Source organism: Virgibacillus ndiopensis (assembly GCF_900187325.1).
Lineage (GTDB): Bacteria > Bacillota > Bacilli > Bacillales > Amphibacillaceae > Virgibacillus_E > Virgibacillus_E ndiopensis.
This window is the reverse complement of the sequence record NZ_FZMZ01000005.1, coordinates 593,610-618,897: the sequence shown is the minus strand read 5'-3', so window position 1 is coordinate 618,897 and position 25,288 is coordinate 593,610. Positions and strand designations below refer to the sequence as shown.

27 protein-coding genes and 1 pseudogene are annotated in these 25,288 nt (G+C 33.7%); 23 read left to right on the top strand and 5 right to left on the bottom strand.

Going from position 1 to position 25,288, the window contains the following annotated elements:
* The first annotated feature begins 19 nt into the window (after positions 1 to 19).
* The 3 genes from CS937_RS10440 (at position 20) to CS937_RS10430 (ending at position 2,386) form a co-directional block, all read left to right on the top strand.
* On the top strand, positions 20 to 553 hold the full coding sequence (locus CS937_RS10440) for an RNA polymerase sigma factor SigX (protein ID WP_099158397.1): 534 nt from the start codon (positions 20 to 22) through the stop codon (positions 551 to 553).
* Entirely contained in the window at positions 553 to 1,767 is a 1,215-nt protein-coding gene (locus CS937_RS10435) for a hypothetical protein (RefSeq protein ID WP_099158396.1), read from the top strand. The genes CS937_RS10440 and CS937_RS10435 overlap by 1 nt, the downstream gene beginning before the upstream one ends.
* Positions 1,768 to 2,113: 346 nt before the next feature.
* Positions 2,114 to 2,386 (top strand): helix-turn-helix transcriptional regulator, encoded by a 273-nt coding sequence (locus tag CS937_RS10430; RefSeq protein WP_099158395.1) that lies wholly within the window; start codon positions 2,114 to 2,116, stop codon positions 2,384 to 2,386.
* Positions 2,387 to 2,405: 19 nt separating this feature from the next.
* Here CS937_RS10430 and CS937_RS10425 read toward each other — a convergent pair whose 3' ends face one another.
* The gene (locus CS937_RS10425) at positions 2,406 to 2,660 is read right to left on the bottom strand and encodes a ferredoxin (protein ID WP_099158394.1); all 255 of its coding nucleotides are present in this window, start codon (positions 2,658 to 2,660) and stop codon (positions 2,406 to 2,408) included.
* A gap of 184 nt (positions 2,661 to 2,844) precedes the next feature.
* Here CS937_RS10425 and CS937_RS10420 point away from each other — a divergent pair, with 184 nt between their 5' ends.
* The 6 genes and pseudogenes from CS937_RS10420 to CS937_RS10395 all read left to right on the top strand — a co-directional run bounded on the left by CS937_RS10420 (position 2,845) and on the right by CS937_RS10395 (position 9,113).
* Positions 2,845 to 3,891: a YpbB family protein gene (locus CS937_RS10420; RefSeq protein ID WP_099158393.1), complete on the top strand. Its 1,047-nt coding sequence runs from the start codon at positions 2,845 to 2,847 to the stop codon at positions 3,889 to 3,891.
* 5 nt (positions 3,892 to 3,896) lie between these two features.
* Positions 3,897 to 5,444 (top strand): RecQ family ATP-dependent DNA helicase, encoded by a 1,548-nt coding sequence (locus CS937_RS10415; RefSeq protein ID WP_099158392.1) that lies wholly within the window; start codon positions 3,897 to 3,899, stop codon positions 5,442 to 5,444.
* Positions 5,431 to 5,997 carry a CPBP family intramembrane glutamic endopeptidase gene (locus tag CS937_RS10410; RefSeq protein ID WP_099158391.1) on the top strand — a complete coding sequence of 189 codons (567 nt, stop codon included), beginning with the start codon at positions 5,431 to 5,433 and terminating at the stop codon, positions 5,995 to 5,997. Before CS937_RS10415 ends, CS937_RS10410 begins: the two co-directional genes overlap by 14 nt.
* Positions 5,998 to 6,007: 10 nt before the next feature.
* Complete coding sequence (locus CS937_RS10405) at positions 6,008 to 6,328, top strand: hypothetical protein (RefSeq protein ID WP_099158390.1); 321 nt, start codon at positions 6,008 to 6,010, stop codon at positions 6,326 to 6,328.
* Positions 6,329 to 6,515: 187 nt separating this feature from the next.
* Positions 6,516 to 7,459 (top strand): annotated as a pseudogene (locus CS937_RS20010) (BMP family lipoprotein).
* A 1-nt stretch (position 7,460) separates the two neighbouring features.
* Positions 7,461 to 9,113, top strand: coding sequence for a methyl-accepting chemotaxis protein (locus CS937_RS10395; protein ID WP_099158389.1), 1,653 nt, complete (start codon positions 7,461 to 7,463; stop codon positions 9,111 to 9,113).
* Positions 9,114 to 9,145: 32 nt separating this feature from the next.
* Here the strand turns inward: CS937_RS10395 and CS937_RS10390 are convergent, their stop codons facing one another.
* From CS937_RS10390 to CS937_RS10380, 3 genes are read right to left on the bottom strand one after another with little or no spacing between them, the layout of a single operon-like run.
* Positions 9,146 to 9,715: a manganese catalase family protein gene (locus CS937_RS10390; RefSeq protein WP_099158388.1), complete on the bottom strand. Its 570-nt coding sequence runs from the start codon at positions 9,713 to 9,715 to the stop codon at positions 9,146 to 9,148.
* A gap of 46 nt (positions 9,716 to 9,761) precedes the next feature.
* Positions 9,762 to 10,025, bottom strand: coding sequence for a spore coat protein CotJB (locus CS937_RS10385; RefSeq protein WP_099158387.1), 264 nt, complete (start codon positions 10,023 to 10,025; stop codon positions 9,762 to 9,764).
* Entirely contained in the window at positions 10,018 to 10,242 is a 225-nt protein-coding gene (locus CS937_RS10380) for a spore coat associated protein CotJA (protein ID WP_099158386.1), read from the bottom strand. The genes CS937_RS10385 and CS937_RS10380 overlap by 8 nt, the downstream gene beginning before the upstream one ends.
* Before the next feature lie 162 nt (positions 10,243 to 10,404).
* On the opposite strand from CS937_RS10380, the gene CS937_RS10375 reads away from it, so the two are divergent.
* From CS937_RS10375 to CS937_RS10355, 5 genes are all read left to right on the top strand, one after another.
* The gene (locus CS937_RS10375) at positions 10,405 to 11,178 is read left to right on the top strand and encodes a metallophosphoesterase (RefSeq protein ID WP_099158385.1); all 774 of its coding nucleotides are present in this window, start codon (positions 10,405 to 10,407) and stop codon (positions 11,176 to 11,178) included.
* Between the two features lie 165 nt (positions 11,179 to 11,343).
* Positions 11,344 to 11,922: a genetic competence negative regulator gene (locus tag CS937_RS10370; protein ID WP_099158384.1), complete on the top strand. Its 579-nt coding sequence runs from the start codon at positions 11,344 to 11,346 to the stop codon at positions 11,920 to 11,922.
* A gap of 65 nt (positions 11,923 to 11,987) precedes the next feature.
* Positions 11,988 to 12,914: a D-alanine--D-alanine ligase gene (locus CS937_RS10365; protein WP_099158383.1), complete on the top strand. Its 927-nt coding sequence runs from the start codon at positions 11,988 to 11,990 to the stop codon at positions 12,912 to 12,914.
* Between the two features lie 143 nt (positions 12,915 to 13,057).
* Positions 13,058 to 14,332 (top strand): Glu/Leu/Phe/Val family dehydrogenase, encoded by a 1,275-nt coding sequence (locus tag CS937_RS10360; protein ID WP_099158382.1) that lies wholly within the window; start codon positions 13,058 to 13,060, stop codon positions 14,330 to 14,332.
* 263 nt (positions 14,333 to 14,595) lie between these two features.
* Positions 14,596 to 15,579, top strand: coding sequence for a YpdA family putative bacillithiol disulfide reductase (locus CS937_RS10355; RefSeq protein WP_099158381.1), 984 nt, complete (start codon positions 14,596 to 14,598; stop codon positions 15,577 to 15,579).
* Between the two features lie 43 nt (positions 15,580 to 15,622).
* Here the strand turns inward: CS937_RS10355 and CS937_RS10350 are convergent, their stop codons facing one another.
* Entirely contained in the window at positions 15,623 to 16,594 is a 972-nt protein-coding gene (locus CS937_RS10350; RefSeq protein WP_099158380.1) for an asparaginase, read from the bottom strand.
* 93 nt (positions 16,595 to 16,687) lie between these two features.
* On the opposite strand from CS937_RS10350, the gene prsW reads away from it, so the two are divergent.
* The 9 genes from prsW (at position 16,688) to der (ending at position 25,285) form a co-directional block, all read left to right on the top strand.
* The gene (gene prsW / locus CS937_RS10345; protein ID WP_099158379.1) at positions 16,688 to 17,365 is read left to right on the top strand and encodes a glutamic-type intramembrane protease PrsW; all 678 of its coding nucleotides are present in this window, start codon (positions 16,688 to 16,690) and stop codon (positions 17,363 to 17,365) included.
* A 143-nt stretch (positions 17,366 to 17,508) separates the two neighbouring features.
* Entirely contained in the window at positions 17,509 to 18,348 is an 840-nt protein-coding gene (gene sleB / locus CS937_RS10340) for a spore cortex-lytic enzyme (protein WP_099158378.1), read from the top strand.
* Positions 18,349 to 18,362: 14 nt separating this feature from the next.
* Positions 18,363 to 19,706, top strand: coding sequence for a germination protein YpeB (gene ypeB, locus CS937_RS10335; RefSeq protein ID WP_099158377.1), 1,344 nt, complete (start codon positions 18,363 to 18,365; stop codon positions 19,704 to 19,706).
* A gap of 92 nt (positions 19,707 to 19,798) precedes the next feature.
* Positions 19,799 to 20,458: a flagellar brake protein gene (locus CS937_RS10330; RefSeq protein WP_099158376.1), complete on the top strand. Its 660-nt coding sequence runs from the start codon at positions 19,799 to 19,801 to the stop codon at positions 20,456 to 20,458.
* A gap of 143 nt (positions 20,459 to 20,601) precedes the next feature.
* On the top strand, positions 20,602 to 21,279 hold the full coding sequence (gene cmk / locus CS937_RS10325; protein ID WP_099158375.1) for a (d)CMP kinase: 678 nt from the start codon (positions 20,602 to 20,604) through the stop codon (positions 21,277 to 21,279).
* 12 nt (positions 21,280 to 21,291) lie between these two features.
* A complete protein-coding gene (locus CS937_RS10320) occupies positions 21,292 to 21,876 on the top strand; it encodes a lysophospholipid acyltransferase family protein (protein ID WP_099158374.1) in 585 nt (194 codons plus the stop codon).
* A gap of 86 nt (positions 21,877 to 21,962) precedes the next feature.
* Positions 21,963 to 23,093 carry a 30S ribosomal protein S1 gene (gene rpsA / locus CS937_RS10315; RefSeq protein WP_099158373.1) on the top strand — a complete coding sequence of 377 codons (1,131 nt, stop codon included), beginning with the start codon at positions 21,963 to 21,965 and terminating at the stop codon, positions 23,091 to 23,093.
* A gap of 175 nt (positions 23,094 to 23,268) precedes the next feature.
* Complete coding sequence (locus CS937_RS10310) at positions 23,269 to 23,877, top strand: YphA family membrane protein (RefSeq protein ID WP_099158372.1); 609 nt, start codon at positions 23,269 to 23,271, stop codon at positions 23,875 to 23,877.
* Between the two features lie 97 nt (positions 23,878 to 23,974).
* Positions 23,975 to 25,285 carry a ribosome biogenesis GTPase Der gene (gene der / locus CS937_RS10305; RefSeq protein WP_099158371.1) on the top strand — a complete coding sequence of 437 codons (1,311 nt, stop codon included), beginning with the start codon at positions 23,975 to 23,977 and terminating at the stop codon, positions 25,283 to 25,285.
* Positions 25,286 to 25,288 lie beyond the last annotated feature (3 nt).

Here is a 25,288-nt window from a genome sequence, read left to right as displayed (position 1 = left end):
AGATGAACGGAGGATCTTTATGAAGGTCATTTTTGAAAAATTATATGACAGTTATCATCAGGATTTATTTCAATTTATATTTTATATGGTTAAAAATAAACAAGTGGCTGAAGATCTCGTTCAAGAAGTTTATATTAAGGTGTTAAAATCACTTGATACATTTAAAGGAGATAGCAGTGAAAAGACGTGGATATTTTCGATTGCCAGACATACAACAATAGATTATTTCCGTTCACAAAAAAGAAAAAGGAATCGAATTGCTGAATTCTTTGATTGGCACGAGAAAGGGGAATTATTACAAGACCAAAATCATTTACCGGATGAAATAGCGATAAAAAACGAAGAGATAACACAGATATATAACCATTTAGATAAATGTACAGTTGACCAAAAGAGTGTATTGATCTTGCGTTACTTACATTCATTTTCAATTCAAGAAACTGCAGATATTTTAGGATTTAGTCTAAGTAAAGTAAAAACAACACAACATAGGGCTTTAAAGGCTTTGAGAAAGCTATTAACAGAAAATGAAGAGAAGAGAGGAGATGCGTAATGAAATCACGTTACAACAACGACAAGCAAGTAATTAATTTGCTAAAAGATATGCCAAAAGTAAAAGATTCTCGTGATAAAAATGAAATATTCCAGCGTATCTCCACTCAGATGAAAAATGAAAAAACTTCAATTAAACAGAAGAAAACCTATCTCATACCTATTTTAAGTTCTGCATTGGTTGTTGCTATTATGTTGGTTATCATACCTGTTGTTTTAAATAATGAAATGTTTCAAAGACATGAAGAAAAGTTATCTTTAAATAAGGCTGCCGACTCCAGTTCATCCAGTGGAGAATCAGGCATAAAAATGAATGAACAAGAAGACGCGGCACTTTCAAATGATAAAAGTAATCCTGAATTGAGCTTGTTCAGCAAGTCTTCGGAAAATCTAGTTCTAACAGAAATTGATGCCCAGTCCGATATCGTTCATGCAGCAGTATCTGACCAGCAAGGACAATATATGATACCAGTGACGTTTGTAATACCTAAAACAGAGGAATTGGAAAGTTACTATAATAAAGTAGAAACCTATTTGAAAGCAGAAGAATGGGGAGTATCGGGGTATTTGTTTAAAGATGCAACCTTTAAATTTGATTACACAAACAACCACGTTATAATGAATCTTCCTAAAGGATTTTCTTTGAATCACGGCTCTGCAAATGCGACTATTTTCGAAGATACGTTGTCAGCCATGTTTAGGCATCTTGGGTTCAAAAAGGTTGTTTTTGAAACTGATAACAATCAGGCAGTTGATCTTGGACAAATTGGCAATATTTCTGAGTTACCGATTAAGCCAGCTCAAAAATCTAGCTACAAACTCTATCAGGCGTCGGATGATAAACGTAAATTTTTAATCCCAATACCACTTAAAGAACAAACAGAGATTGAAGCTGCTTTAAATGGGATGAAACAAAACGAGGAAACTTTTAGTATATTTCAAACGATACCAAATAAAATTGGCTTTAATGTAGATGAATCATCAGGAGATCAGCTTAGCATTACTTTTGCAGAAGATAATTCATTAAAGGAAACATCAATCACGCTGCAAGAGAAAAATACAATGATTGAAGCTATATTAATGACTGCAAAAAGCTATGGATATAATTCTGTAAAATTTAACAATACAGGTATTGATCAGATTGGAATATATAATTTAACGGAGGCTATAAAAGTACCGTTAGCAGTAAACCCAATAAAAAATGAAGAGAAGTAGTACATCCAATAAATCCACATGCAATTAATTGCATGTGGATTTATTTTTTTATGTCTGTGACCGCTACGGGAGGAAAGGCGTAGGTGAGATCCCGGTTTGCGACAGCACGAGGATGCTCTCCAGCAATCCTTAGGTGCGCAACTGCCCGGAGCGGAAATCATGTTGTTGTTCCATCGTATTTTGTTTCAACTATTAAATACAATTCAACATGTGAAAAAGCGATATTTTTTTAGAAAATAGCCTTTTAAATAAACAAGCTGATTTTTACTTTTGACTTTTCTAATAAAGAAAATTAGTATATAAAGTAGAGGATTTTGGAATTTATAAATTGGGGAATGGTGTCAAAATGGATCAAGAAATAATAATAAGTTCGCTTTCTACCAAAATGAAATTAGTACGTGTAGAGAACGATTATACACAAGATACGATGGCATCTGTTTTAGGCATATCCAAAAAAACACTCGTACAAATAGAAAAGAAACGATTATATGCAAATTGGACAACAATAGTAGCATTATGTGCACTATTTCGAGACAGTGAAATTATACGAAATACATTAGGAGGCAATGTACTAGAAGTAATTAAAAATGCTGCACATAAAAAGGCTGATTCCATCTAATCATGAAACCAGCTATCTATTAGTCATCTTCAAATCTTAATGGATCACCATCAAATGGTTTATCGGATATTTTAATTGAATCACTTGGACAACCCTCATATGCATCAATCATATCCTCTTCTAACACTTCAGGGATTTCAGCTGTTCCCTTATTATTGTCAATTACGTTATAGGCAATGCCTTCATCATCGTAATCATATATATCAGGCGCTGAAGCTCCACACGCTCCACACGCAATACAAGTTTCTTTATCTACAATTGTGTATTTTGGCATGTTTAGGTCCCCCCCATAAGTTTACCAAAATTAAATTACTTATTATAAGTCACTAAAACTATTGTAATGCGGAATTTAATTCAATTCAACAATTGACACTGTGAATAAAAGGGTTCTTGATAGATCAAAAGAGAATAGTCAAAAAAAAGACACAAATATATCGAGTAGAGGAGGCTTGTTTTAATTGTTATTTGATGGAATTCTATTAAAATGCTGTTCTAATATAAAAAACGAACGATCCCTCGCTGCTATCTATCATCTTTTACAAGGGAAAAAATCCATACAAACTGTTCAGGATGCTCATAGTTATGCATTGAAAAATTTTTATGGTATCTATAGATCGATAACGAAACAATTAATTGATAAACAAATACGACAGTTAATAAAGCAAAATTTATTAACTGACGATTTTATACCTACTACAAATGGGGAAAATTGGCTTCTTCATAATGAATACATACTTTTACTCGATATGTTTAATGGAATAAAATATCATACGATTGCACCTGTTTTTTCCGATCGTCTATTATTACTCATTCAAACACTAACAAATAGTAAAAAGAACTATTTTTCGTTCATTCCAATAATAGACAAGACCTCCGTGTTATATTGGATGAAGCTTTACTACAGGAAAATAAAATCCAACGAAACAGCATATTTAAATGCTATATATGTTGAATTACAGCAACTATTAAGCACTTTTTCTAATGAAGAAGCAAATTTGTTTGTCGATCGATTATCCGGTTATAAAATGTATGGTAAAAGCAGTCACCAACTATCAGAGAGCCACAATTTGAATCTACCAGATCTACATCTGGTATGGGTAAGAATGGTTCATCGTATTTTATCAGCTGTTTATTCTGATTTTATGAGATATCCTATCTTACATTCAATTATCAGTGATATCGAAAACAAAATATTAATTACAAGTTCTGCTCAGCGAACAGTTAACTTATTACATGAGAAATACACAGTAGAGGATATTGCACAGATAAGAAAGTTAAAGATAAATACAATTTACGATCATATTGTAGAAATTGCGTTGTTTGATTCAGCTTTTCCAATAGCACAGTACGTTTCAAAAGAACAACAGGGAGAAATAATAAAAGCAATAGAAAGAACTAATTCATCCTCATTAAAGACTATAAAAGAAATCGTCAATAGCGAAATTAGTTATTTTCAAATTCGACTTGTATTAGCTAATGTAAATAAATATAAACAACTTAGGTGATTTAAATGAACAAAGAGGACTCTTTGAAAACAATCTTGTATGAGCAGTTTGGGTACACAATGTTTCGAAGCGGACAGAAGGAGATTATTCAGGATATTATACAGGGGAATGATGTATTGGGCGTATTACCAACAGGTACAGGCAAATCATTATGCTACCAGCTTCCTGCTAAACTACTTACTGGAACAACGATTGTTGTCTCACCACTCATATCACTCATGATTGATCAGGTAAAACAATTAAAAGCTAGCCAGTTCAAATCAGTTATTGCACTTAACAGTTTTATCGATCCACTGGAGAGAAAACAGGTTTATACACAATTGGATACCTATAAATTAATCTATGTATCACCTGAATTATTACAGCATCAAGAGCTAATAACACAATTAAAAAGGATACAAGTAAGTTTATTTGTGATTGACGAAGCCCATTGTATATCACAATGGGGCCATGAGTTCAGACCTGATTATTTAAAATTAGGTGATATTATACAAGTGTTAAACAATCCTACTATATTAGCATTAAGTGCTACAGCTACTCACGATGTTCAAAATGATATCGTTACGTTTTTAAAACGACCGAACATGATCAAACATATTTATCCAATGGATCGCGACAATATTACCTTTTCAATTGAGGAAGTGAGCAATGACAATGAAAAAATAGATGTATTAACTAAGCTCTTTAACCGTTATCGGGTTCCTGCATTAATCTATTTTTCAAGTAGACAATCAACCGAAACGATTGCTGCAATACTTAAAGGGAAGCTGTCAGATCAGCGAATTGCTTTTTATCATGGTGGAATGGAACAAATGGATCGTATAACCATTCAGCAACAATTTATGAATAATCAATTAGACATCATTTGTTGCACGAGTGCATTTGGCATGGGTATAAATAAGAAAAATATTCGATTAGTGGTGCATTTTCATTTCCCACCACAAATTGAGTCCTATATTCAGGAGGTCGGCAGAGCAGGAAGAGATGGGAATTCTAGTGTAGCGCTACTGTTATATTCCAAGAAAGATGATTTCTTGCCAAACAAATTAATAAAAAAGGAGCTTCCTACTGCAGAAAACTTAACTTACGTGTTTCAAAAATTATTACAATTATACAAAGAAGGTATGCTGCTTCCAAAGACAGTTGAACAATTAGGGGAGATTTTTCAACTTAGTGAAATACAATGGCGATTTTTACACTACCAATGTGAAAAACATGATATTATTAAGGGAAATACAATTTATTATGATGAGGAAAACTGGAAAAAATCATTTCGTATAATTCAGGACTTCATTGAAGAGCGTATTTCCATTAAGGAAAAAAAGCTATACGAAATGATTGAATGGATAAATGAGAAGGGATGTTTACGAAAGGGTTTATTCAAAAGTTTTCAAGATACAGTTAGACAACCAAGTTATGAATGCTGTAGCAATTGTGGATTTTCTTTTTTCAATTGGCAACCGGAAAATGTAGAATTAAACAATCCATTAGGAACGTGGGAAGAAAAATTAAAAACATTATTATTAATAGGTGACGGTAATGAAGCAAAGTGAATTGATCAAACACATGTCAGACTTTGAGCTTAAAAAGCAATTAATCATTTCACAAGTTATATTATTAGTATTAAGTATGCTGTTAAGTTTGTTTATGTTTGATCAGATGTCACAATGGTTCAGCTATTTCAATTTAGATAGTAAAGAAATCGTATACTATGGAATTATTCCAGGTTTGACAATAGTTGTATTGGATTTTCTATTAATCTACATTTTTCCTAAACGGTACTATGATGATGGTGGAATCAATGTTAAACTATTTAAAAATCGAACCGTTGGAGATATATGTTTCATTACGTTAATTGTGGCTTTGTCAGAAGAGCTTTTGTTTAGAGGAGTTATTCAAACAAGTTTTGGTTATATAATAGCCAGTACGATATTTGCGCTTGTTCATATCCGGTATTTAACGAAGCCGGTATTACTGATTTCTGTTATATTTGTTAGTTTTTATATTGGTTACATGTTTGAAATAACCGAGAATTTGTATTGTACAATTGTTTCCCATTTTATTGTTGATTTTTTATTAGGATTGGTAATCCGTTTTCAAAAATGAGGTGCTGTAAATGAGTAATAAAACGAAAGAGCTTGAAGACCAGGCTTCTGAATTACGTAAATTAGTTAATGAAGTCCAACAGGAAGAATTAGTAGAATCAACAGAGACTAACGATTTTACAGAAGAAAATGAAATAAAAACAGAAGAGACCCGAGAGGTAGATATTTTAAATCTACCACCGAGGAAGGAAGTACATAGTAAAAATAATACGCGAGCACACGTGAAAATGAGCAAACCATTTATGCGACTAGTACTTGTAATTGTAATCATTTTAGCCGTGTTATTCGGACTTTATTATGTATGGGGAGAAGAATTATTGAATGTTATTTAATATCTGAATTTAGTTAAAGCCATTCAACGCTTGATTTTAAAAGTGTTGAATGGCTTTTTATATTTCTTTTTAAATTTTTTAAGAGTTTTAAACTATTTTTTTATTTCATAGTACCCCCGTTGGTGACGATATATAATTTGGAATTGATAAATGTATGTCGTTAGACAACAAGAAAGGGGAATATTGATTGAGACGTTTACTTATAATTACGCTAATACTATTATTAAGTGCATGCTCAACTGGAGAATCAAAACAAGCTGAAAAAGATGTTTTTAGTGTTGGGTTATTGCTTTCTGACAGTGGGCTTGGAGATGGTTCATTTAATGATTCTGCATTTCGTGGACTAGAAAAAGCCCGTGATGAGCTTGGAATAATTTTTGATTATCGAGAACCAGTGGAGCAAAATTTTAAAGGGAAATTAGAAGAATTGATTAAAGATGGGCATGATTTAGTTATTGGGATAGGTTTTACTGCCGCACCTGCTGTTAATGAATTAGCAGAAAAATATCCTAAACAACAATTTGCACTTGTTGATGCAGTCTCTGATAAAAAGAATGTAATTTCCATTACATTTAAAGAAGATGAGGGAAGCTATGTAATTGGTTTAATTGCCGGTTTAAAAAAAAAACTAATATTGTTGGTTTCGTTGGCGGTGAAAAAGTACCATTAATTAAGAATTTTGAGCAAGGTTTTAAGGAAGGCGTTAAAGCCGTAAACAAGGATGCTACCGTTTTGACAGAATACACAGGGACTTTTGGTGACGATCAAAAAGGAGCTGCAATTGCTAACAAGCAAATTGAAAAAGATGCTGATTTTATTTTTCCTGCCGCAGGATTTTCAGGAATTGGAGTCTTAAAGGAAGCACAAAAAGAAGGAATTTATGCCTTTGGTGTTGATAGTGATCAATTTTACATAGCAGAAAAGGCTGTTGTCACATCAATGCTTAAGAATGTAGATGTAGCCCTGTACGATGTTGTAAAAAAACTAATGAATGGTGATGATCTAACTGGTGAGCAATTTAAATTAGGGGTAAAAGAAAATGGTATAGGACTGGCTCCAATTAGACTGATTCAGTTATCGGATAACGAGCAAGCAATTATCGATCAAGCAATGGATAAGGGGGAACAATGATATGTCGATAAAAAAAAGACTTTTTACTTTTACATTAATTCCGTTGCTCCTTAGCTTAGCTTTAATCTTTTTTATTATCATTCAAATGAATGATTTACAGAAGTCATCGAATAATGATGTCCAGTTATTATTAGAAGTTAAAGAATTGAATGGTGAGTTTATTACTGCAAAACAGTCATTAAGCAATTATGCATATAATCCTTCTGAAGGTACTAAAGCAGAAATTACGACACAATTAACAGAAATCAATAAGGAATTAAAAACTGTTAAAGAGGAATTAAAAACGAATAAACAGGAAGACTGGTTTAAACGAATTCAAGAAAAATATAAGAAATTAATGCCGACTATTGAAAAGGCACTAGTTGAATCGGACACGAATGAAATCAAACGTCAATCTGCAAAAACTGCCGGTGTTTTAAATGATGTGTATATGCTTCAACGTGGTGCAAATCTGTGGTATGAAAATACAGTAGAGAACCGTAATGATATGATAAAAAATATTATTAATTTCACGATTGTAGCAAGTCTCGTATTAATTGCAGCAACTATCTTTTCAATTATTCGGTTGACGATTAAAACAGCAAGACCTATTCGGCGTTTGGCTGATTATGCGGCACAGGTAGCAGAGGGAGATCTAACCGTAAATATAGATATTAACGAAAAAGATAAGAATGAAATTGGTCAGTTAACAACTTCATTTACCCAAATGATAGAGAATTTGAAATCAACGATACAGACAGTTAATAAAATTGGGAAAGAGGTTAAAACATTCAGTACAGATATATCTGGAAACATGCATGTCTTAACAGAAAGCACCAGTCAAGTGTCAACCTCTACTGAAGAATTATCAAGTGGGAGTCAATCTATTTCAGAGGAAATTCAAGATGTATCCTTTCATATAGAACAAATGAATAAAAAGTTTGAAGAAAATGTTCAAAGCAGTCAAAAATCTACCCATGCAAGCGAAATGAGTCTCCAATTAATAGAGGATGGCCAACATTCTATTAAGCAACAACGCTCTATTATGGAGAAGAGTATTGAGTCAACTAACCTAATTGAATCGTCTGTAAAATCTTTTGTAGGTTATGCGACAAAAATTGAAGAGACTGCTAAGCTTGTTAACGAAATTGCTGAACAAACAAATCTTTTAGCATTAAATGCAGCAATTGAAGCTGCACGTGCAGGTGAAAATGGGAAAGGATTTGCCGTGGTAGCACAAGAGGTTCGTAAACTTGCAGATGAATCAACAAACGCTACAAATCAAATTTTTAAAATGGTTGAACAAATTCATGTTGGAATTAAGAATATTAATGAAGTAACGCAACAAGCAAGTGATTTATCTAATGATCAATCGAAATCGATGCAAAATACAGTAATGTCGTTTTCTACGATAAAAGATAATGTAACAAATATGATGGTTCAACTTAAACAACTGAATGAGGATATGGTTCTTTCCAGTGAAATGAGTTCTACGATTGTAGCATCTGTTCAAAATATCAGTGCTGTAACGGAAGAAACTGCAGCAGGAACCGAAGAAATATCAGCATCTGTAGAAGATCAGCAGCGTTCATTTCTTCATGTTAATGAACAGGTACAGCAATTAGAGGAAATGATAAATGGATTAGATCAGCAGCTGAAAAAGTTTACACTTTAATAATAAAGAGGTGCCAACTTGGCACCTCTTTATTAATAATATGTTTTTTTATCCCTCTCTTCTTTCAATATTTCAGCAGCTTCTCTAAAACGCATTGAATGAACCACTTCTCGTTCACGCAGGAATTTTAATCCATCGTTTATATCTGGATCATCAGACATGTTTATTAACCATTGATACGTAGCACGGGCCTTCTCTTCAGCAGCAATATCTTCATATATATCTGCTATTGGATCACCTTTAGCTTGAAAATATGTTGCTGTAAAAGGTGCACCTGCTGCGTTATGGAAAAATAAAGCTTTGTCATGATCTGCATAATGTGCACCTAGACCCGCCTCTTTCATTTGCTCAGGAGTTGCATCTTTCGTTAACTTATAAACCATTGTTGCAATCATTTCGAGATGTGCAAATTCTTCTGTGCCGATATCATTTAATAGCCCAGCTACTTTATCAGGAATTGTATATCGTTGGTTTAAATAGCGTAAAGCGGCAGCTAATTCACCATCAGCTCCACCATATTGCTCAATTAAAAATTTTGCAAGCATTGGATTACATTGACTGACTCTAACTGGATATTGGAGCTTTTTTTCGTAATACCACACAAAAATTATCCTCCCATCTATTTGTTAATCATTGCAAAAGAACGAATTAGACTTGCCAAGGCCAAGGAGCTTCTTTCCAATCCCAAGGATAATTTGAATAGCTTCTGCCAAAATTCATAAGTGGACCGTACTTTTTCTCATAAACAACTTTTAATTCTTTGCTTTTTTTTGTGAATGTATTAAATTGTTCGATTGCATCATAATCATCTGGATGTGTATCTAAATATAAATTCAATTCGACCAAAACAAAATCTACTGCTTGGATTTCTTCAAGTAATTCATAATATTCTTGTGGAAGCTGTTTATTCATCCTGATCACCTCTTTTTTTAGGGTCTGGATAAGGGCTGAATAAAGCCGGCCACAAAGTTCCGCGATACAATGCTTCCATTGGTTTAAATTGTGGTAATCCTTTTGGCTGAAAGGGAATATATAGTTGTGGGGGGGTTGAATAACTCTTAATGCGCATTGGTGGGCAAGGGTCAAATGGACTGATGTACGGCTCCCAATATTTAAATTGTGTAAACATAAAATCCTCCTTTCTTAAGTAGGCAATCGTTCTCTCTTAAGCGTATGATTTTTAGTGGTAGTCCTATACCAAGATAAATACTTAAAACAAATAATTATTTTTTGTGATGGAACGATAATAAATATGGTATTATCGCAATACATAAGAAGGGAAGAATAATGTATGATTTATTTGCTTATCCTTGGTTGTTGTATATTTCTATTTACCTTATATATGGCATACAAAGCTCATCATGATACAATTGATTACTTAGAAATTACTGATAGGAATTTACCTGAAGGATTTTCTGGTTTTCGCTTGTTTTTTATCTCTGATATTCATCGCAGACAAATTAATGAAAATACACTACAATTAATAAAGGGAAAAATTGATATTGTTATAATCGGTGGAGATCTTACCGAAAAAGGTGTTCCAATTAAACGAACACAAAATTACATAAAAAAGCTTAAACAATGGAATAAACCAATTTATTTTATCTGGGGAAATAATGATTATGAGGCATTCCCCGATACGATCTATCATTTATTAATACAAGAAGGCGTTATTATTTTAGCGAATTCAAGTAAAGATATTGTCGCTAATAATGGTGATATACTTAGTTTATTAGGACTGGATTGTTGTAAATACCAAGAGGCACACTTGGATCAAGCATTACAAGGTGCAAAAGGGACGTATAATCTGTTATTAACACATGCTCCAAGTGCGTTTTATGATCTGAATGTGGACGAGCAACAAGTGATACATACCGTTTTAGCAGGCCACACTCATGGTGGGCAAATACGAATTTTGGGATTTGGGCTATACGAACCAGGTGGGTTTCAAGTATATCAGGGGACAAACATATTAATTAGTGAAGGCTATGGTTACACAACACTTCCGTTTCGTTTAGGTACAAAATCAGAATGCCATGTGATAACTTTTAAGAGGAACGAATAATTTAAAATTCATGAAGGATAGCAGTGGTCGATTTAATAAATTTAGATCATATTCATATAGTTCAACAATTAATCATGAAGCATATAGTATAGTAAGAAAAAAATTAAGGATTTTGTTTGATGGGTCATTTCAAGACCATATTGCTGTGTAAAGGAGGATGCTTACATGCGTATTGAACGAGTATCGATGAGTCAATTTACGATATTTCTTACGTTCGATGACCTAATTGAACGTGGTTTTACCAAAGAGGATTTATGGCAGGATGTCTCTAGTGTACGTAATTTATTTAGTGATATGATGTACGAAGCAAGTAGTGAATTAGGTTTTGAGTTGGAAGGAATGTTGCTTGTACAAGTTCACTTAATGCAAGCGCAAGGTATGCATGTCATTGTTACACAAAAAATCGAAAATTTAAATTGGGATGAGGATTTTATTGAAATGAAAGTTACCTTGGATGAAAGCAAAGAATTAATCTTTTCCTTTGATGAATTCGAGGATATTATACAAGTATCTTCTTACTTAATGGCAGCGTCCATTGAAGGCGGGCAAATTTATCATTTGAATCAACGCTACTATATGCTATTGCAGGATGTTGAGTTAGTTGGTAAAAATAAAGAACACATTATTGCCATAATGTCTGAGTTTTCATCACCAAGTATTATCACATCTACACGGTTATTAGAATACGGAAAGGTTATCATGGCATCAAATGCAGTAAGACAAATAATTGATACATTTTATTGATATTGTATGGAAAAGTGATACGATAAATTTGGTAAGTTATTTATGTAAATGAGGAGTGTACACAATTGAAAATAGCAGTACTTTATGGGGGCATTTCTGGTGAGCGTGAAGTTTCATTATCATCGGGAAAGGGAATAATAAATGCGTTAAAACACAATGGTCATGATGTTATCGGAATTGATTTTAATCCAGATGAAATGGAAGAAATTATTAATTTAGATGTTGACCTAGTATTTATAGGTTTACACGGGAAGTTTGGAGAAGACGGAAGAGTTCAAGGCCTATTGGATATGCTTAAAATTCCCTATGTTGGGTCAGGTGTTTTAGCTTCAGCGTTAGCAATGGATAAGGATAAAGCTAAGCAAATATTCCAAACAAATAATATTCCAGTAGCTAAAAGCCATGTTTATTCAATAACTCAACATACTAATATAAACGAGATAGTAAGAGCGATTGAAACATCGTTTGACACTCCTTTTGTTATTAAACCGAATAGGGAAGGCTCAACGTTAGGACTAACAATAGTCAAGGAAAAACAAGAAATTGAACTTGCATTAAAGAATGCATTAGTAAGTGACGATACTATTCTTGTAGAAGATTTTATTGATGGTAGGGAAGTAACTGTTCCTGTATTAGGATCAATTGGAAAAGAAACGGCACTACCTGTAATCGAAATTATTCCAAAGAACGGATTCTATGATTATGAATCAAAATACGCACCTGGTGGAAGTGAGCATATAATTCCAGCTAATGTGCCATTAGAGGTTACAAAACAACTTCAAGCATATGCTGTTCTTGCACATCAGTTGTTAGGGTGCAGCACATACTCTAGAGTTGATTTTATCGTTACATCTGAAAATGTTCCTGTGATTCTAGAAGTGAACACTCTGCCTGGAATGACGCCAACAAGTCTATTTCCAGATGCTGCAAAAGCGCAAGGGTGGACATATGAAGAGATGATCGAAATTTTCGTGAATCTTACAATAGAGTAGATAGGAGTAAACGTTTTCAAATTCGTATAAAATTAACTAATAAAATAGTTATATATTATTGCATATTTATGATGAAGGTGTATACTAATCTCTGAGTAAAGCTATTATACAAAATTTTTATGGATATTCTAGGAGGTAAATTCATGGTAGCCGATAAAGCAGCAGATTCTACCAAAGAAGAAAGTATGGATGTATTAAGTTCAACACGAACTGTTGTCAAAAATGCGTTGGAGAGGTTGGGTTACCCTGATGAAGTATTTGAATTATTAAAAGAACCAATCCGCATGATGACAGTTAGAATTCCAGTTAGAATGGATGACGGTTCAATTAAAATCTTCACTGGTTATCGCGCACAACATAACGATGCAGTTGGTCCTACAAAAGGTGGGGTTAGATTTCATCCAGATGTAACTGAAAAAGAGGTAAAGGCATTATCAATCTGGATGAGTCTGAAAGCTGGTATTGTTGACTTACCTTATGGTGGGGGGAAAGGTGGAATTATTTGTGATCCACGTGAAATGTCTTTTCGAGAGCTAGAAGGTTTAAGTCGTGGCTATGTTCGTGCAATAAGTCAAATCGTTGGACCTAATAAAGACATTCCTGCACCAGACGTATTTACAAACTCACAAATTATGGCATGGATGATGGATGAGTATAGTCGTATTGATGAATTTAATAGTCCAGGTTTTATTACAGGGAAACCGATTGTTCTTGGTGGCTCACACGGGAGAGAATCTGCAACTGCAAAAGGTGTTACAATTTGTATCAATGAAGCGGCAAAGAAAAAGGGAATAGATGTAAAAGGTGCACGAGTCGTTATACAAGGATTTGGTAATGCCGGAAGCTTTTTATCTAAATTTCTATATGATGCTGGAGCAAAGATTGTTGGAATTTCTGATGCCTATGGCGCTCTTCATGATCCTGATGGTCTTGATATTGATTATTTATTAGATAGAAGAGATAGCTTTGGTACAGTTACAAAACTATTCAATAACACTATTTCAAATAAAGAATTACTTGAATTGGATTGTGATATTTTAGTACCGGCTGCAGTAGAAAATCAAATTACTGAAGAAAATGCTCATAAAATTAAAGCGAGTATTGTAGTGGAGGCAGCAAATGGTCCTACTACATTAGAAGCAACAAAAATATTAACAGAACGTGGTATTTTACTTGTTCCAGACGTATTATCGTCTGCTGGTGGTGTAACGGTATCCTATTTTGAATGGGTGCAAAATAATCAAGGGTATTATTGGCCAGAGGAAGAAATCGCTGAAAAATTAGAAACAATTATGGTTAAATCTTTTAATGCCATTTTTAATATTGCTCAAACACGTCGTGTAGATATGCGTCTTGCTGCATACATGGTTGGTGTTAGAAAAATGGCTGAAGCAGCTAGATTCCGCGGATGGGTTTAAATAACAGACCTCTCTAGTTTGGGTTACTATAATATATTTTAAATTTTATCGGCTGAAATCTAAATAAATGACGAAAAAACTCTTATCATGTATAGTGGGATAAGAGTTTTTCTTTTTAGATTTAGGCTGTGTTCTAGAACATTGTTGCTTTATAATGAATAATTTTAATAATGCTGGCCACGAGCTAACAACAATCTATACAAAAACAGACTAGATTTATATTAATAATAATGCTCAAAGGTTTCGAAAAGGAAGTGCAGGTAATGCAAGAAGAACATACGATTATTGTTGGGGGAGGACCATGTGGTATGTCCTGTGCCATCGAATTACAAAAACAAGGTCACACCCCTCCTTTAATAATTGAAAAAGCAAATGTGGTAAACACCATTTATCATTTTCCTACACACCAAATGTTTTTTAGTTCTAGTGAGAAATTGGAAATTGGTGAATTGCCTTTTATTACGGAGAAACAAAAACCAGTTCGCAATCAGGCATTAGCATACTACCGTAATGTTGCTAAACGAAAAGATTTACGTATTAATACTTTTGAAAAAGTAATTGAAGTTAAGAAATTAAATGAAATGTTTCATGTAAAGACAACGAATAGCACTGGTGAACTAACTCACTATCAAGCTAAAAATGTAATAATTGCAACTGGTTATTATGATCAGCCGAACGAAATGAATGTGCCAGGTGAAAACCTTGATAAAGTAATGCACTATTTTAAAGAAGCACATCCATATTTCAACAAGAATGTCGTTGTGATTGGTGGGAAAAATTCAGCAGTTGATGCAACAATGGAACTCCATAAAGCTGGTGCGAATATTACAGTATTATATCGCGGAGACACTTATTCCAAGAGTATTAAACCATGGATTTTACCAGAATTTGATGCTCTGATTAGAAAAGGAATAGTCAAAATGGAATTTAATGCTCAAGTTACAGAAATTACGAATGATGCTGTAACTTATACAGTTAATAGTGAGACGAAAACAATAAAGAACGATTTTGTTTTTGCTATGACTGGATATAAGCCGGATCATCAATTTTTGCAAAAAATTGGAGTAAAGATTGACTCAGAAACTGGTCGTCCACAATTTAATGATACTACGTTTGAAACGAATATTCCTGGAGTTTATGTAGCAGGAGTAGTAGCGGCAGGGTACAATAACAATGAAATTTTTATTGAAAACGGAAGACATCACGGAGAACTTATTGCTAAATCTATTACAAAAAAAGAAAACTAAAATAAAAATGAGGCAATCTTCAAATAGGAAGACTGCCTCATTTTTAACGTTCTTTTTCAAAAATCTTCGTTAGTGATTCAACGTTCGTTGTTTGTTCCAGGCTGATGAGTAATTTTAATCTTGCTTTTGGTCCTGTTAGTCCGTTAGCAAAAATAACTCCGATATCTTTTAATTGCTTTCCGCCGCCTTCGTATCCATAAGTGGGTTGTACAATTCCTTGATAACATCTAGAAACTAGAATTACTGGAATGTCAGCTTGAATCATTTCTTGAATAGGTTCAACTGTACTTTTTGGCAAATTCCCTTGTCCGAGCCCTTCAATCACCAACCCATCAGGCTTTACTTGATAGATAGCGTTGATAATCTGTTCATCCATACCTGCATAGGCTTTTAACAAAAATACATTCTTTGTAATGTTGTTAACCGAGTGATTTGGTCTTTCAATTATCGTATGATGAAATATTATAGATTCCTTAGTAATTATACCGATGGGTCCATATTGCGGGCTTTGAAACGTTGCAACATTGCTGGTTGATGTTTTCGTTACATTGTTAGCAGTATGTATTTCATCATTCATTACAACTAGTACACCTTTATTATTGGCATCATCATTTATTGCAACACGTAATGAGCTAATTAAATTATAAAGAGCATCAGAGCCTATTTCATTACTTGAACGCATCGCTCCCGTTATAATAACAGGCTTGTCAGTTTTTATGACTAAATCAAGAAAATATGCTGTTTCCTCTAATGTGTCTGTACCATGTGTAATGACGATTCCATCATAAGATGTACTTTTCTCCTCAATTATATCGGCCAATTTCAACATCTCTGTTGGTGTTATTTGAGGTGATGGAAGACTGAATGCGATTATTTCGTCTACATTGGCGTACGTTTTAAACAAAAAGGATAATTCAGTTAATGGGTGATTATTTGTAGTAGTAACCTCTCCAGTTTGCTTGTTTTCCAGCATGGATATAGTACCACCTGTATGGATAAGTAAAATATTTTTCAATCATGTTCACCTGCCATTGTTTAATTGCTATTCCCAATCCTGCTACTTAATGATACGATAAAACTAATCAAATTGGAAAGAGGTCTATTAGCTATGTTTGCTATTTTATCCGCGGGTATAGCTCCTACACTTGCATTGATGGCGTTCTTTTATTTAAAAGACCGTTTCGCTGAACCATTACCCTTAATTATAAAAATGTTTATATATGGTGGATTACTTGTATTTCCTATAATGTTTATTCAATATGCCTTTAATGCTGAGGAGATTGCTCAAAATAATTTTATTCAATCCTTTTTTCTTATTGCTCTAATCGAAGAATTTTTTAAATGGTTTATTTTTATTTATGTTATTTATCATCATACCGAATTTGATGCACACTATGATGGTATTATTTACGCGGTTGCAATTAGTTTAGGTTTCGCAACGGTAGAAAATATACTATATTTAATTACGAATGGCATTGAATATGCATTTACTAGAGCATTGTTTCCTGTTTCCTCTCATGCCATATTTGGCGTGATTATGGGATACTATTTCGGTAAGGCAAAGATGAATCAAACCAATAAAAATAGAAATATTTTTCTTGCATTTTGCATCCCTTTTTTACTACATGGAACATATAATTATATATTAAAAACTGTAACAAGTGATTGGTTGTTTTTGTTAATTCCGTTTATGATCATATTATGGATATATGGTTTACGTAAAGTGAAATTAGCTAATCAACCGAAAGCAAAGGTTGCCCTTCATAGTGAAAAACAACGTGCATAAAATCCTCTGTAGCTAGAAACTACGGAGGATTTTTTTGTTGCCGTAAAACTGTTTCTAATACTCTTTCAAGAATGATGAATAAAAGTGAGATTTAATCAAAAAATAGACATCAAGAAGAGATTGGAAAAGTAGGAGGAAAAAGTATGAACTACAAAAAGATGTTCCTATTCTTTATCATTATATGTTTTATAACGATAGGGTTTCAAGCTTCCAAAACACCTGCAACTGTACATGCTTTCAGTCCACAAGTTATCCAACATGGGGCTGTTGGTGATGATGTAATTGAATTACAAGCGAGATTACAATATTTAGGTTTTTACAACGGAAAGATTGATGGTGTATTTGGATGGGGGACATATTGGGCATTACGTAATTTTCAGTATGAGTTTGGGTTGGATATCGATGGTTTAGCTGGCAAAACAACGAAGCAAAAGCTAGTTAAAGCGAGTAAATATGATAAACAGTTTGTCCAAGAACAGATTAAAAAAGGAAGAGATTTTACTTATTATGGTGGAGTTGATAAAGAAAAGCAAACTACACCTAGCAAAAATCAGGCAAATAATACAAATAATGCTAATGATACGAATGCAGAAACAACTCCAACAGCGGTAAATGTACCACAAGGATTTTCACAAAATGATATTCAACTAATGGCTAACGCTGTACATGGAGAATCACGCGGGGAGCCCTATGTAGGACAGGTTGCAGTAGCAGCGGTAATATTAAATCGCGTAGAAAGCCCTACATTTCCAAATACAGTTTCTGGCGTTATTTTTGAACCTAGAGCATTTACAGCCGTTGCCGATGGGCAAATTTGGTTAACGCCAAATGAAACATCCAAACAAGCAGTTTTGGATGCGATAAATGGTTGGGACCCAACTGGCAGTGCATTATATTATTTCAATCCAAACACAGCAACTTCTGATTGGATTTGGGGGAGACCACAGATTAAACAGATTGGTAAACATATATTTTGTAAATAGAAAGGTGTGATAAAATGATTCGATGGATATTAATTACAATTCTCACAATTGGGCTCGCTGGTGTTGCTTTTTGGGGTTACCAGGAGCATCAGGAAAAAAATGCGATTTTAATTCAAGCCGAAAACTCATATCAACGCTCTTTTCATGAGCTTTCCTACCGAATGGATATGTTACATGACAAAATCGGTACATCTCTTGCTATGAACTCTAAACAAAGTCTGTCACCACAACTGGTTGAGATATGGCGATTGACATCAGAAGCGTTATCTGATGTAGGTCAACTACCATTATCTTTGCTTCCCTTTAATAAAACGGAAGAATTCTTGTCCAATATTGGTGATTTTACGTATAGAACTGCTGTAAGAGATTTGGAAAAGGAACCTCTTACCAATGAGGAAACAAAAACGTTGGAAAAGTTATATGAGCAATCTGGTGATCTAAAAGATGAATTGAGACAAGTACAACACGTTGTTTTAGATAATAATTTACGGTGGATGGATGTTCAGCTTGCATTGGCAAGTACAGATAAACAAACGGATAACACAATTATTGACGGTTTAAAAACAGTAGAGAAAAAAGTAGAAGGATACACAGAAAGTAACGTGAATTCTGGATTAATTGGTACTTCATCGGAAGAACATACCTATCAATTTTTAAAAGGGGATAACATAAGTAAGGATGAGGCATTGGAAAAAAGTAAAAAACTGTTTGAAATAAAGAAAAATGCTAATCTAACTATTACTGAAAGTGGAAAAGGCTCAGATATACCACTGTATAGCATTTCATATCGAAATGGTGAAAAAAATGCCTACATGGACATGTCAAAAAAAGGTGGAAATCCAATTTCACTTTTAGTAAATAGACCGATTGGTAAAGAAAAAATAAGTCTTAATGAGGGGCTTAAAAAAGCTGAGGCTTTTTTAAAAAAGAATCAGCTGGATGACATGGCGATATTCCAAAGTAACGAATATAATAATGTTGGTGTTTATTCATTTTTATACAATCAAGATGGTGTTCGAGTGTATTCAGATGCTGTGGAAGTAAAAGTTGCATTAGATAATGGTGAAATATTAGGATTCACCGCAAGAAATTACTATATGAATCATTCGAAAAGAGATATACCTGAACCAAAGTTATCTAAAAAAGAGGCTAAAGCCAAAGTAAATCCAGATGTTAAAATTAATGAAGAATTTTTATCCATAATTGATAACGATATTGGAGATGAAGTTCTCACATATGAATTTTTAGGTGTTATGGGAAATGAAACATATCGAATCTTTATTAATGCAATGGATGGTACAGAAGAAAAGGTTGAAAAATTAGGTGGAACCGAAATAAACTTTGCAGCAAATTTTTAGTTGAATTAGGGATTGGCAAATGCCTTTCCCTTTTTTGATTTTTCTGTAATAATAGGTATAAAGTAATGTTTTCTATTTAGGGGGTAGTGTATATGAAAATCGGGACTTTACTCATGTTAGAAGTTACACAAACCGACAAAAATGACCTACAAAAATATCGCTGTAAGGTAATAGAAAAAAATGAACACTATTTATTTATTGATTATCCCGTAAATGAACAAACTAAAAAAACATCCTATTTACCTAAAGGGACGTATATTGCTGTTACGTATGTTGGAAGTGATCAATCGGTATATTCATTTCACACACAAATAGTTGCAAAAGTGAAATTTAATATACCAGCTCTTGCAATTAGTTTGCCTGAAAAGAGTAAAATCAATCGAATTCAACGTAGAAAATATGTAAGAATTGATACATCAGTAGACGTAACAGTGCATAGTCCAAATGATTCGTTTGAACCGTTTGTTACTGTTACATCGGATATTAGCGGCGGTGGACTGTCTATCATTTTACCCAATAAAGTCAATTTAGCTGAGCGTGATACGTTGGACTTGTGGGTAGTATTACCTATGCAATCAAACGAATATCATTATGTGTTTGCACAAACGGAAATAATTAGGATCAATGTTTCCGACACATCGGTAAATACAGCTTCGTTAAAATTTGTATCAATAACTAGTCAAGCACAACAACATATAGTTCAATATTGTTTCGAAAAACAACGGGAAGCACGAAAGAAGGAATTGTTGTAAATTGTAAATTTCACCTAAGAAAACAAATAGACCAAATTTTTGTTGATATGTTATTATTTTTATAGGATTACATTATCTAAACTTGGCTTCTGCCAAGTTTTTTAAACTACTATTTAGGAAAATGAGAGGAATGACAAGCATCAATGAAGAATAAAACAATTAGAATAGCAATCGATGGACCAGCTGCAGCAGGGAAAAGTACAGTTGCAAAGATTGTTGCAAAAGAACTATCTTATATTTATATAGATACTGGTGCAATGTATCGATCACTAACATTAAAAGCATTAAACAAAAATATAGAATTGGAAAATGAAGAGAAACTAACTGATTTATTAGTACATACTGATATTGAACTCAAACAGAGCGAAAAAGGACAATACGTTTTGGTTGATGGTAATGATGTTTCACTTGAAATTCGTTCTAACATAGTTACAAATAATGTTTCACATGTTGCAAAACATCCCAGTGTCCGAAGAGATATGGTGAAACGTCAGCAACAATTAGCTGAAGAAAAAAGTGTCGTGATGGATGGTAGAGACATCGGAACTCATGTACTCCCGGACGCAGAGGTAAAAATATTTTTAATAGCTACGGTAGAAGAGCGGGCGAAACGCAGGTATGAAGAAAATTTAAAAAAGGGTTTTTCATCAGATTTAGAGGAATTAAAAGAGGAAATAAAACAACGAGATCTTATTGATTCAAAACGGGAAGCTGCACCATTAGTGAAAGCAGATGATGCAATAGAAATTGATACAACATCCCTTACTATTGATGATGTTGCAAATCGTATTTTACAAGAAGTCGATAAATTTATTAATTAAAGGGAGATTGTAATGAGCCTTTATAAGTTTGCAAAAACAGTTGTTGCCATAATCTTTTTTCCTCTATATCGAATTAAGATAGTTGGTAAAGAAAATGTACCTAAGGAAGGCCCTGTAATTATATGCTCTAATCATATCTCAAATTTAGATCCACCGGTAGTTGGGATAACATCCCCTCGGGATATTTATTTTATGGCAAAAGGAGAATTATTCGATAAACCTTTTTTGGGTAAATTATTAATTGGCATCCACGCTTTTCCTGTAAAAAGAGGAATGCGAGATCGTAACGCATTACGAAAGGGTTTAGCCATTCTTGACGATGGAAGGACACTTGGGCTGTTTCCTGAAGGTACACGTAGTAAAGATGGGAAATTAGGAAAAGCTTTAGCGGGAGCGGGATTTTTCGCCTTACGTTCTAAAGCTTCGATTGTTCCTTGTGCGATTGTAGGGCCATATAAACCGTTTAAGAAGCTTACTGTAATCTATGGTGAACCAATGGATATGGACTATTACCGAGCTAATAAATCTTCTGCTCAAGAAGCTGCGGACGCCATTATGTCCGAAATAGAAAAATTGATAGAAAACTATCAATCTTAATATTCTTCACTTGACAAATAATTGTAATTATTAGAAGTTATTAAAAAGAGTATTTTTGTTGTTTGTATTTTAAGGAGGGTTTTCTTATGGGTGAGAATGGTAATGAAATATCGGTATTACAAGTAGGAGATACTGTGACAGGAAATGTTGTTAAAATAGAAGATAAGCATGTTCTTGTTGATATCGGATATAAAACAGAAGGTATTGTTCCAATAAGTGAATTATCAAATCTTCACGTAGAATCACCTGAAGACGTGGTTAAAGAGGGTGACCAACTAACTTTAAAGATAACAAAAGCTGCGGACGATGAAATAGTACTTTCTAAAAAAGCAATAGATTCAGATAAGGCATGGGATGAATTGGAAAAAGCTTATGAGAGTAATGAAGTTTTTGATACTGAGATTAAAGAAATTGTTAAGGGTGGACTGGTTGTCGATGTTGGTTTACGCGGCTTTATCCCAGCATCACTAGTAGAAACGTATTTTGTAGAAGATTTTAGTGATTATAAAGGTAAATCATTAAGTGTGAAAATAGTTGATTTAAATAAAGAACAGAATCGTGTTATTTTATCACATCGTGCTGTTGTTGAAGACCAAACTGCCAAGCAAAAACAAGAAGTAATTCAATCTCTAGAAGAAGGGCAAATAGTAGAGGGGGTTGTACAACGAATTACGAGTTTTGGTGTATTCGTTGACATTGGAGGGATTGATGGTCTTGTCCATATCTCACAGCTTGCACACCAGCATGTGGAAAAAGCATCTGATGTTGTATCAGTTGGTCAAACAATAAAAGTAGAAGTATTGTCAGTTGATCGTGACAATGAGCGAATTTCACTTTCACACAAGAAAACAATTCCTGGTCCATGGGCTAATATTCAAGAACGATTTTCTAGGGGTGATATTGTAGATGGTACAGTAAAACGCTTAGTTAATTTCGGTGCATTTATTGAAGTTGCACCTGGTGTTGAAGGATTGGTTCACATTTCACAAATCGCTAATCGCCATGTAGGTACACCTCATGAAGTTTTGGAAGCAGGACAATCAATTAAAGTTAAAGTATTAGACGTGAATGAAGCGGAAGAACGTATGTCGCTTAGTATTAAAGAAATAGAACAAGAGCAGGAAGCTGCTGAACTTAAACAATATGAAAAAGACGAAGACCAGTCAGGTTTTCAACTAGGCGATTTTATTGGCGATAAACTAAATAAATATAAATAGAATGCTACTTTGCATCTGGTTCCTCTTGTATGAAGAGGAACCTTTTTATTTACAGGGCTCTTTTCGCATAGTTTCTTTGAGAAAATAGCCATTTATAAAATCATTATCTGTTCTATCATCTAGCTTGTTTAAAACAATCTGTTAGTAGTTATAATGCTAATGGTAGGTGATGGTTGTGACGAGTGGTATTATATTTTATTGGATTGGTTGGATTTTTTGGGTTATTGTTACATTTTTTATGAAAAAAGGACGTCAAAGAACTTTCTATGCGTGTTGGATATTGTTAATCATTTTATGTTCTCCTATATCTATACCTATTGGTGGTTATCAAATAGGTGTTTCTTTTTTGATTTTACTAGCAGGTTCTACTTATTTTCACTCAATTGCAAAATCGTTATATCTCTTATTTTCTGCTTTTACCATTTCATTAGGATACATAGCAATTTTGTTTTGGGAAAGAATTACTCCTGTATGGTTATTTTTGCCACGGTCGGTTTTAATTCCACTTATAATGACATTCTTAATCGTAATATTGACAGAATCATTACATGATAAACTCGCTATAGGATTATTGGGAATAACAAGTGGGGAGATTCTCCACAGTATTATTTTATCGAGCTATCAGCTTTATGAAACAATTGGTGGATTAGCTTTTCTGGATATCTTTTTTATGATTACAATGTTAGTAATTTTTATTGAAACTGTACAAAAAGTAAAGGTAAAATTATACGCAGCCATACATGAATACAAACAATCGTTAAGGTGGAAAATGAATCAGCACTAAAAACAATTGTTAATATTAGTTTCTTTTGCTAGAATTAAAACTTGAATTAACTTGTACTTAATAAGTTATTAGAAAGAATAGAAAGGATGTTCCTTTCATGAGGAAATCTGTTGTAGCAATTGTCGGGAGACCGAATGTAGGAAAGTCAACGATATTTAATAGACTAGTTGGAGAAAGAATATCAATTGTGGAGGATATACCTGGTGTTACGAGAGATCGTATTTATGCACAAGGTGAATGGTTAACATCAACATTTAACATTATAGATACTGGTGGAATTGAGGTTGGTGACGAACCATTATTAATGTTAATGCGCCAACAAGCAGAACTCGCAATTGACGAAGCTGACGTGATCATTTTTATGGTAAACGGTAGAGAGGGTATTACAGCGGCTGATGAAGAGGTTGCAAAAATTTTATTTAAATCGAACAAACCTGTTGTACTTGGTGTCAATAAAATTGATAATCCAGAAATGCGTGATAAAATCTATGAGTTCTATTCGCTAGGTTTTGGTGAACCGTATCCAATCTCTGGATCACATGGACTTGGGTTAGGTGATCTATTAGATGAAGTGGTGAAGCATTTTCCTGAAAGTGATCCTGAAGATAAAGATGATGATACGATTTACTTTAGTTTAATCGGTAGACCAAATGTGGGCAAATCATCATTGGTTAACGCACTATTAAACGAAGAGCGTGTAATCGTAAGTGAAATCGAGGGCACTACAAGGGATGCCATTGATACGCATCTACATAAAGATGATCAGGATTTTGTAATTATTGATACAGCTGGAATGCGTAAACGGGGAAAGGTTTATGAAACAACCGAAAAGTATAGTGTGTTGCGTGCATTAAAAGCAATTGAACGTTCTGATGTCGTCTTAGTGTTAATTGATGCTGAAACGGGTATAAGAGAACAGGACAAAAAAATTGCAGGTTACGCACATGATGCAGGTCGAGCAATTGTAATAGTCGTGAACAAATGGGATACGATTCAATCGGACGAGAAAGCTATGAAAGAATTTGAAACAAAAGTAAGATCTCATTTTCAATTTTTAGATTATGCACCGATTGTTTTCTTATCTGCGAAAACAAAGAAACGATTACACACGTTAATACCAATGATTAAAGTAGCTAGTGAAAATCATGAAAAACGTATACCGACAAACGTACTAAACGATATAATTATGGATGCGTTGGCAATGAATCCAACACCAACGATGAAAGGGAAACGGTTGAAAATACTCTATGCAACTCAAGTTTCTATCAAACCACCAAGTTTTGTTGTTTTCGTTAATGATCCGGAATTAATGCATTTTTCTTATGAACGATTTTTAGAAAATAAAATTAGGGATGCATTTGGATTTGTAGGTACACCTATAAAAATATTTGCAAGAAGAAGACAATAAGGA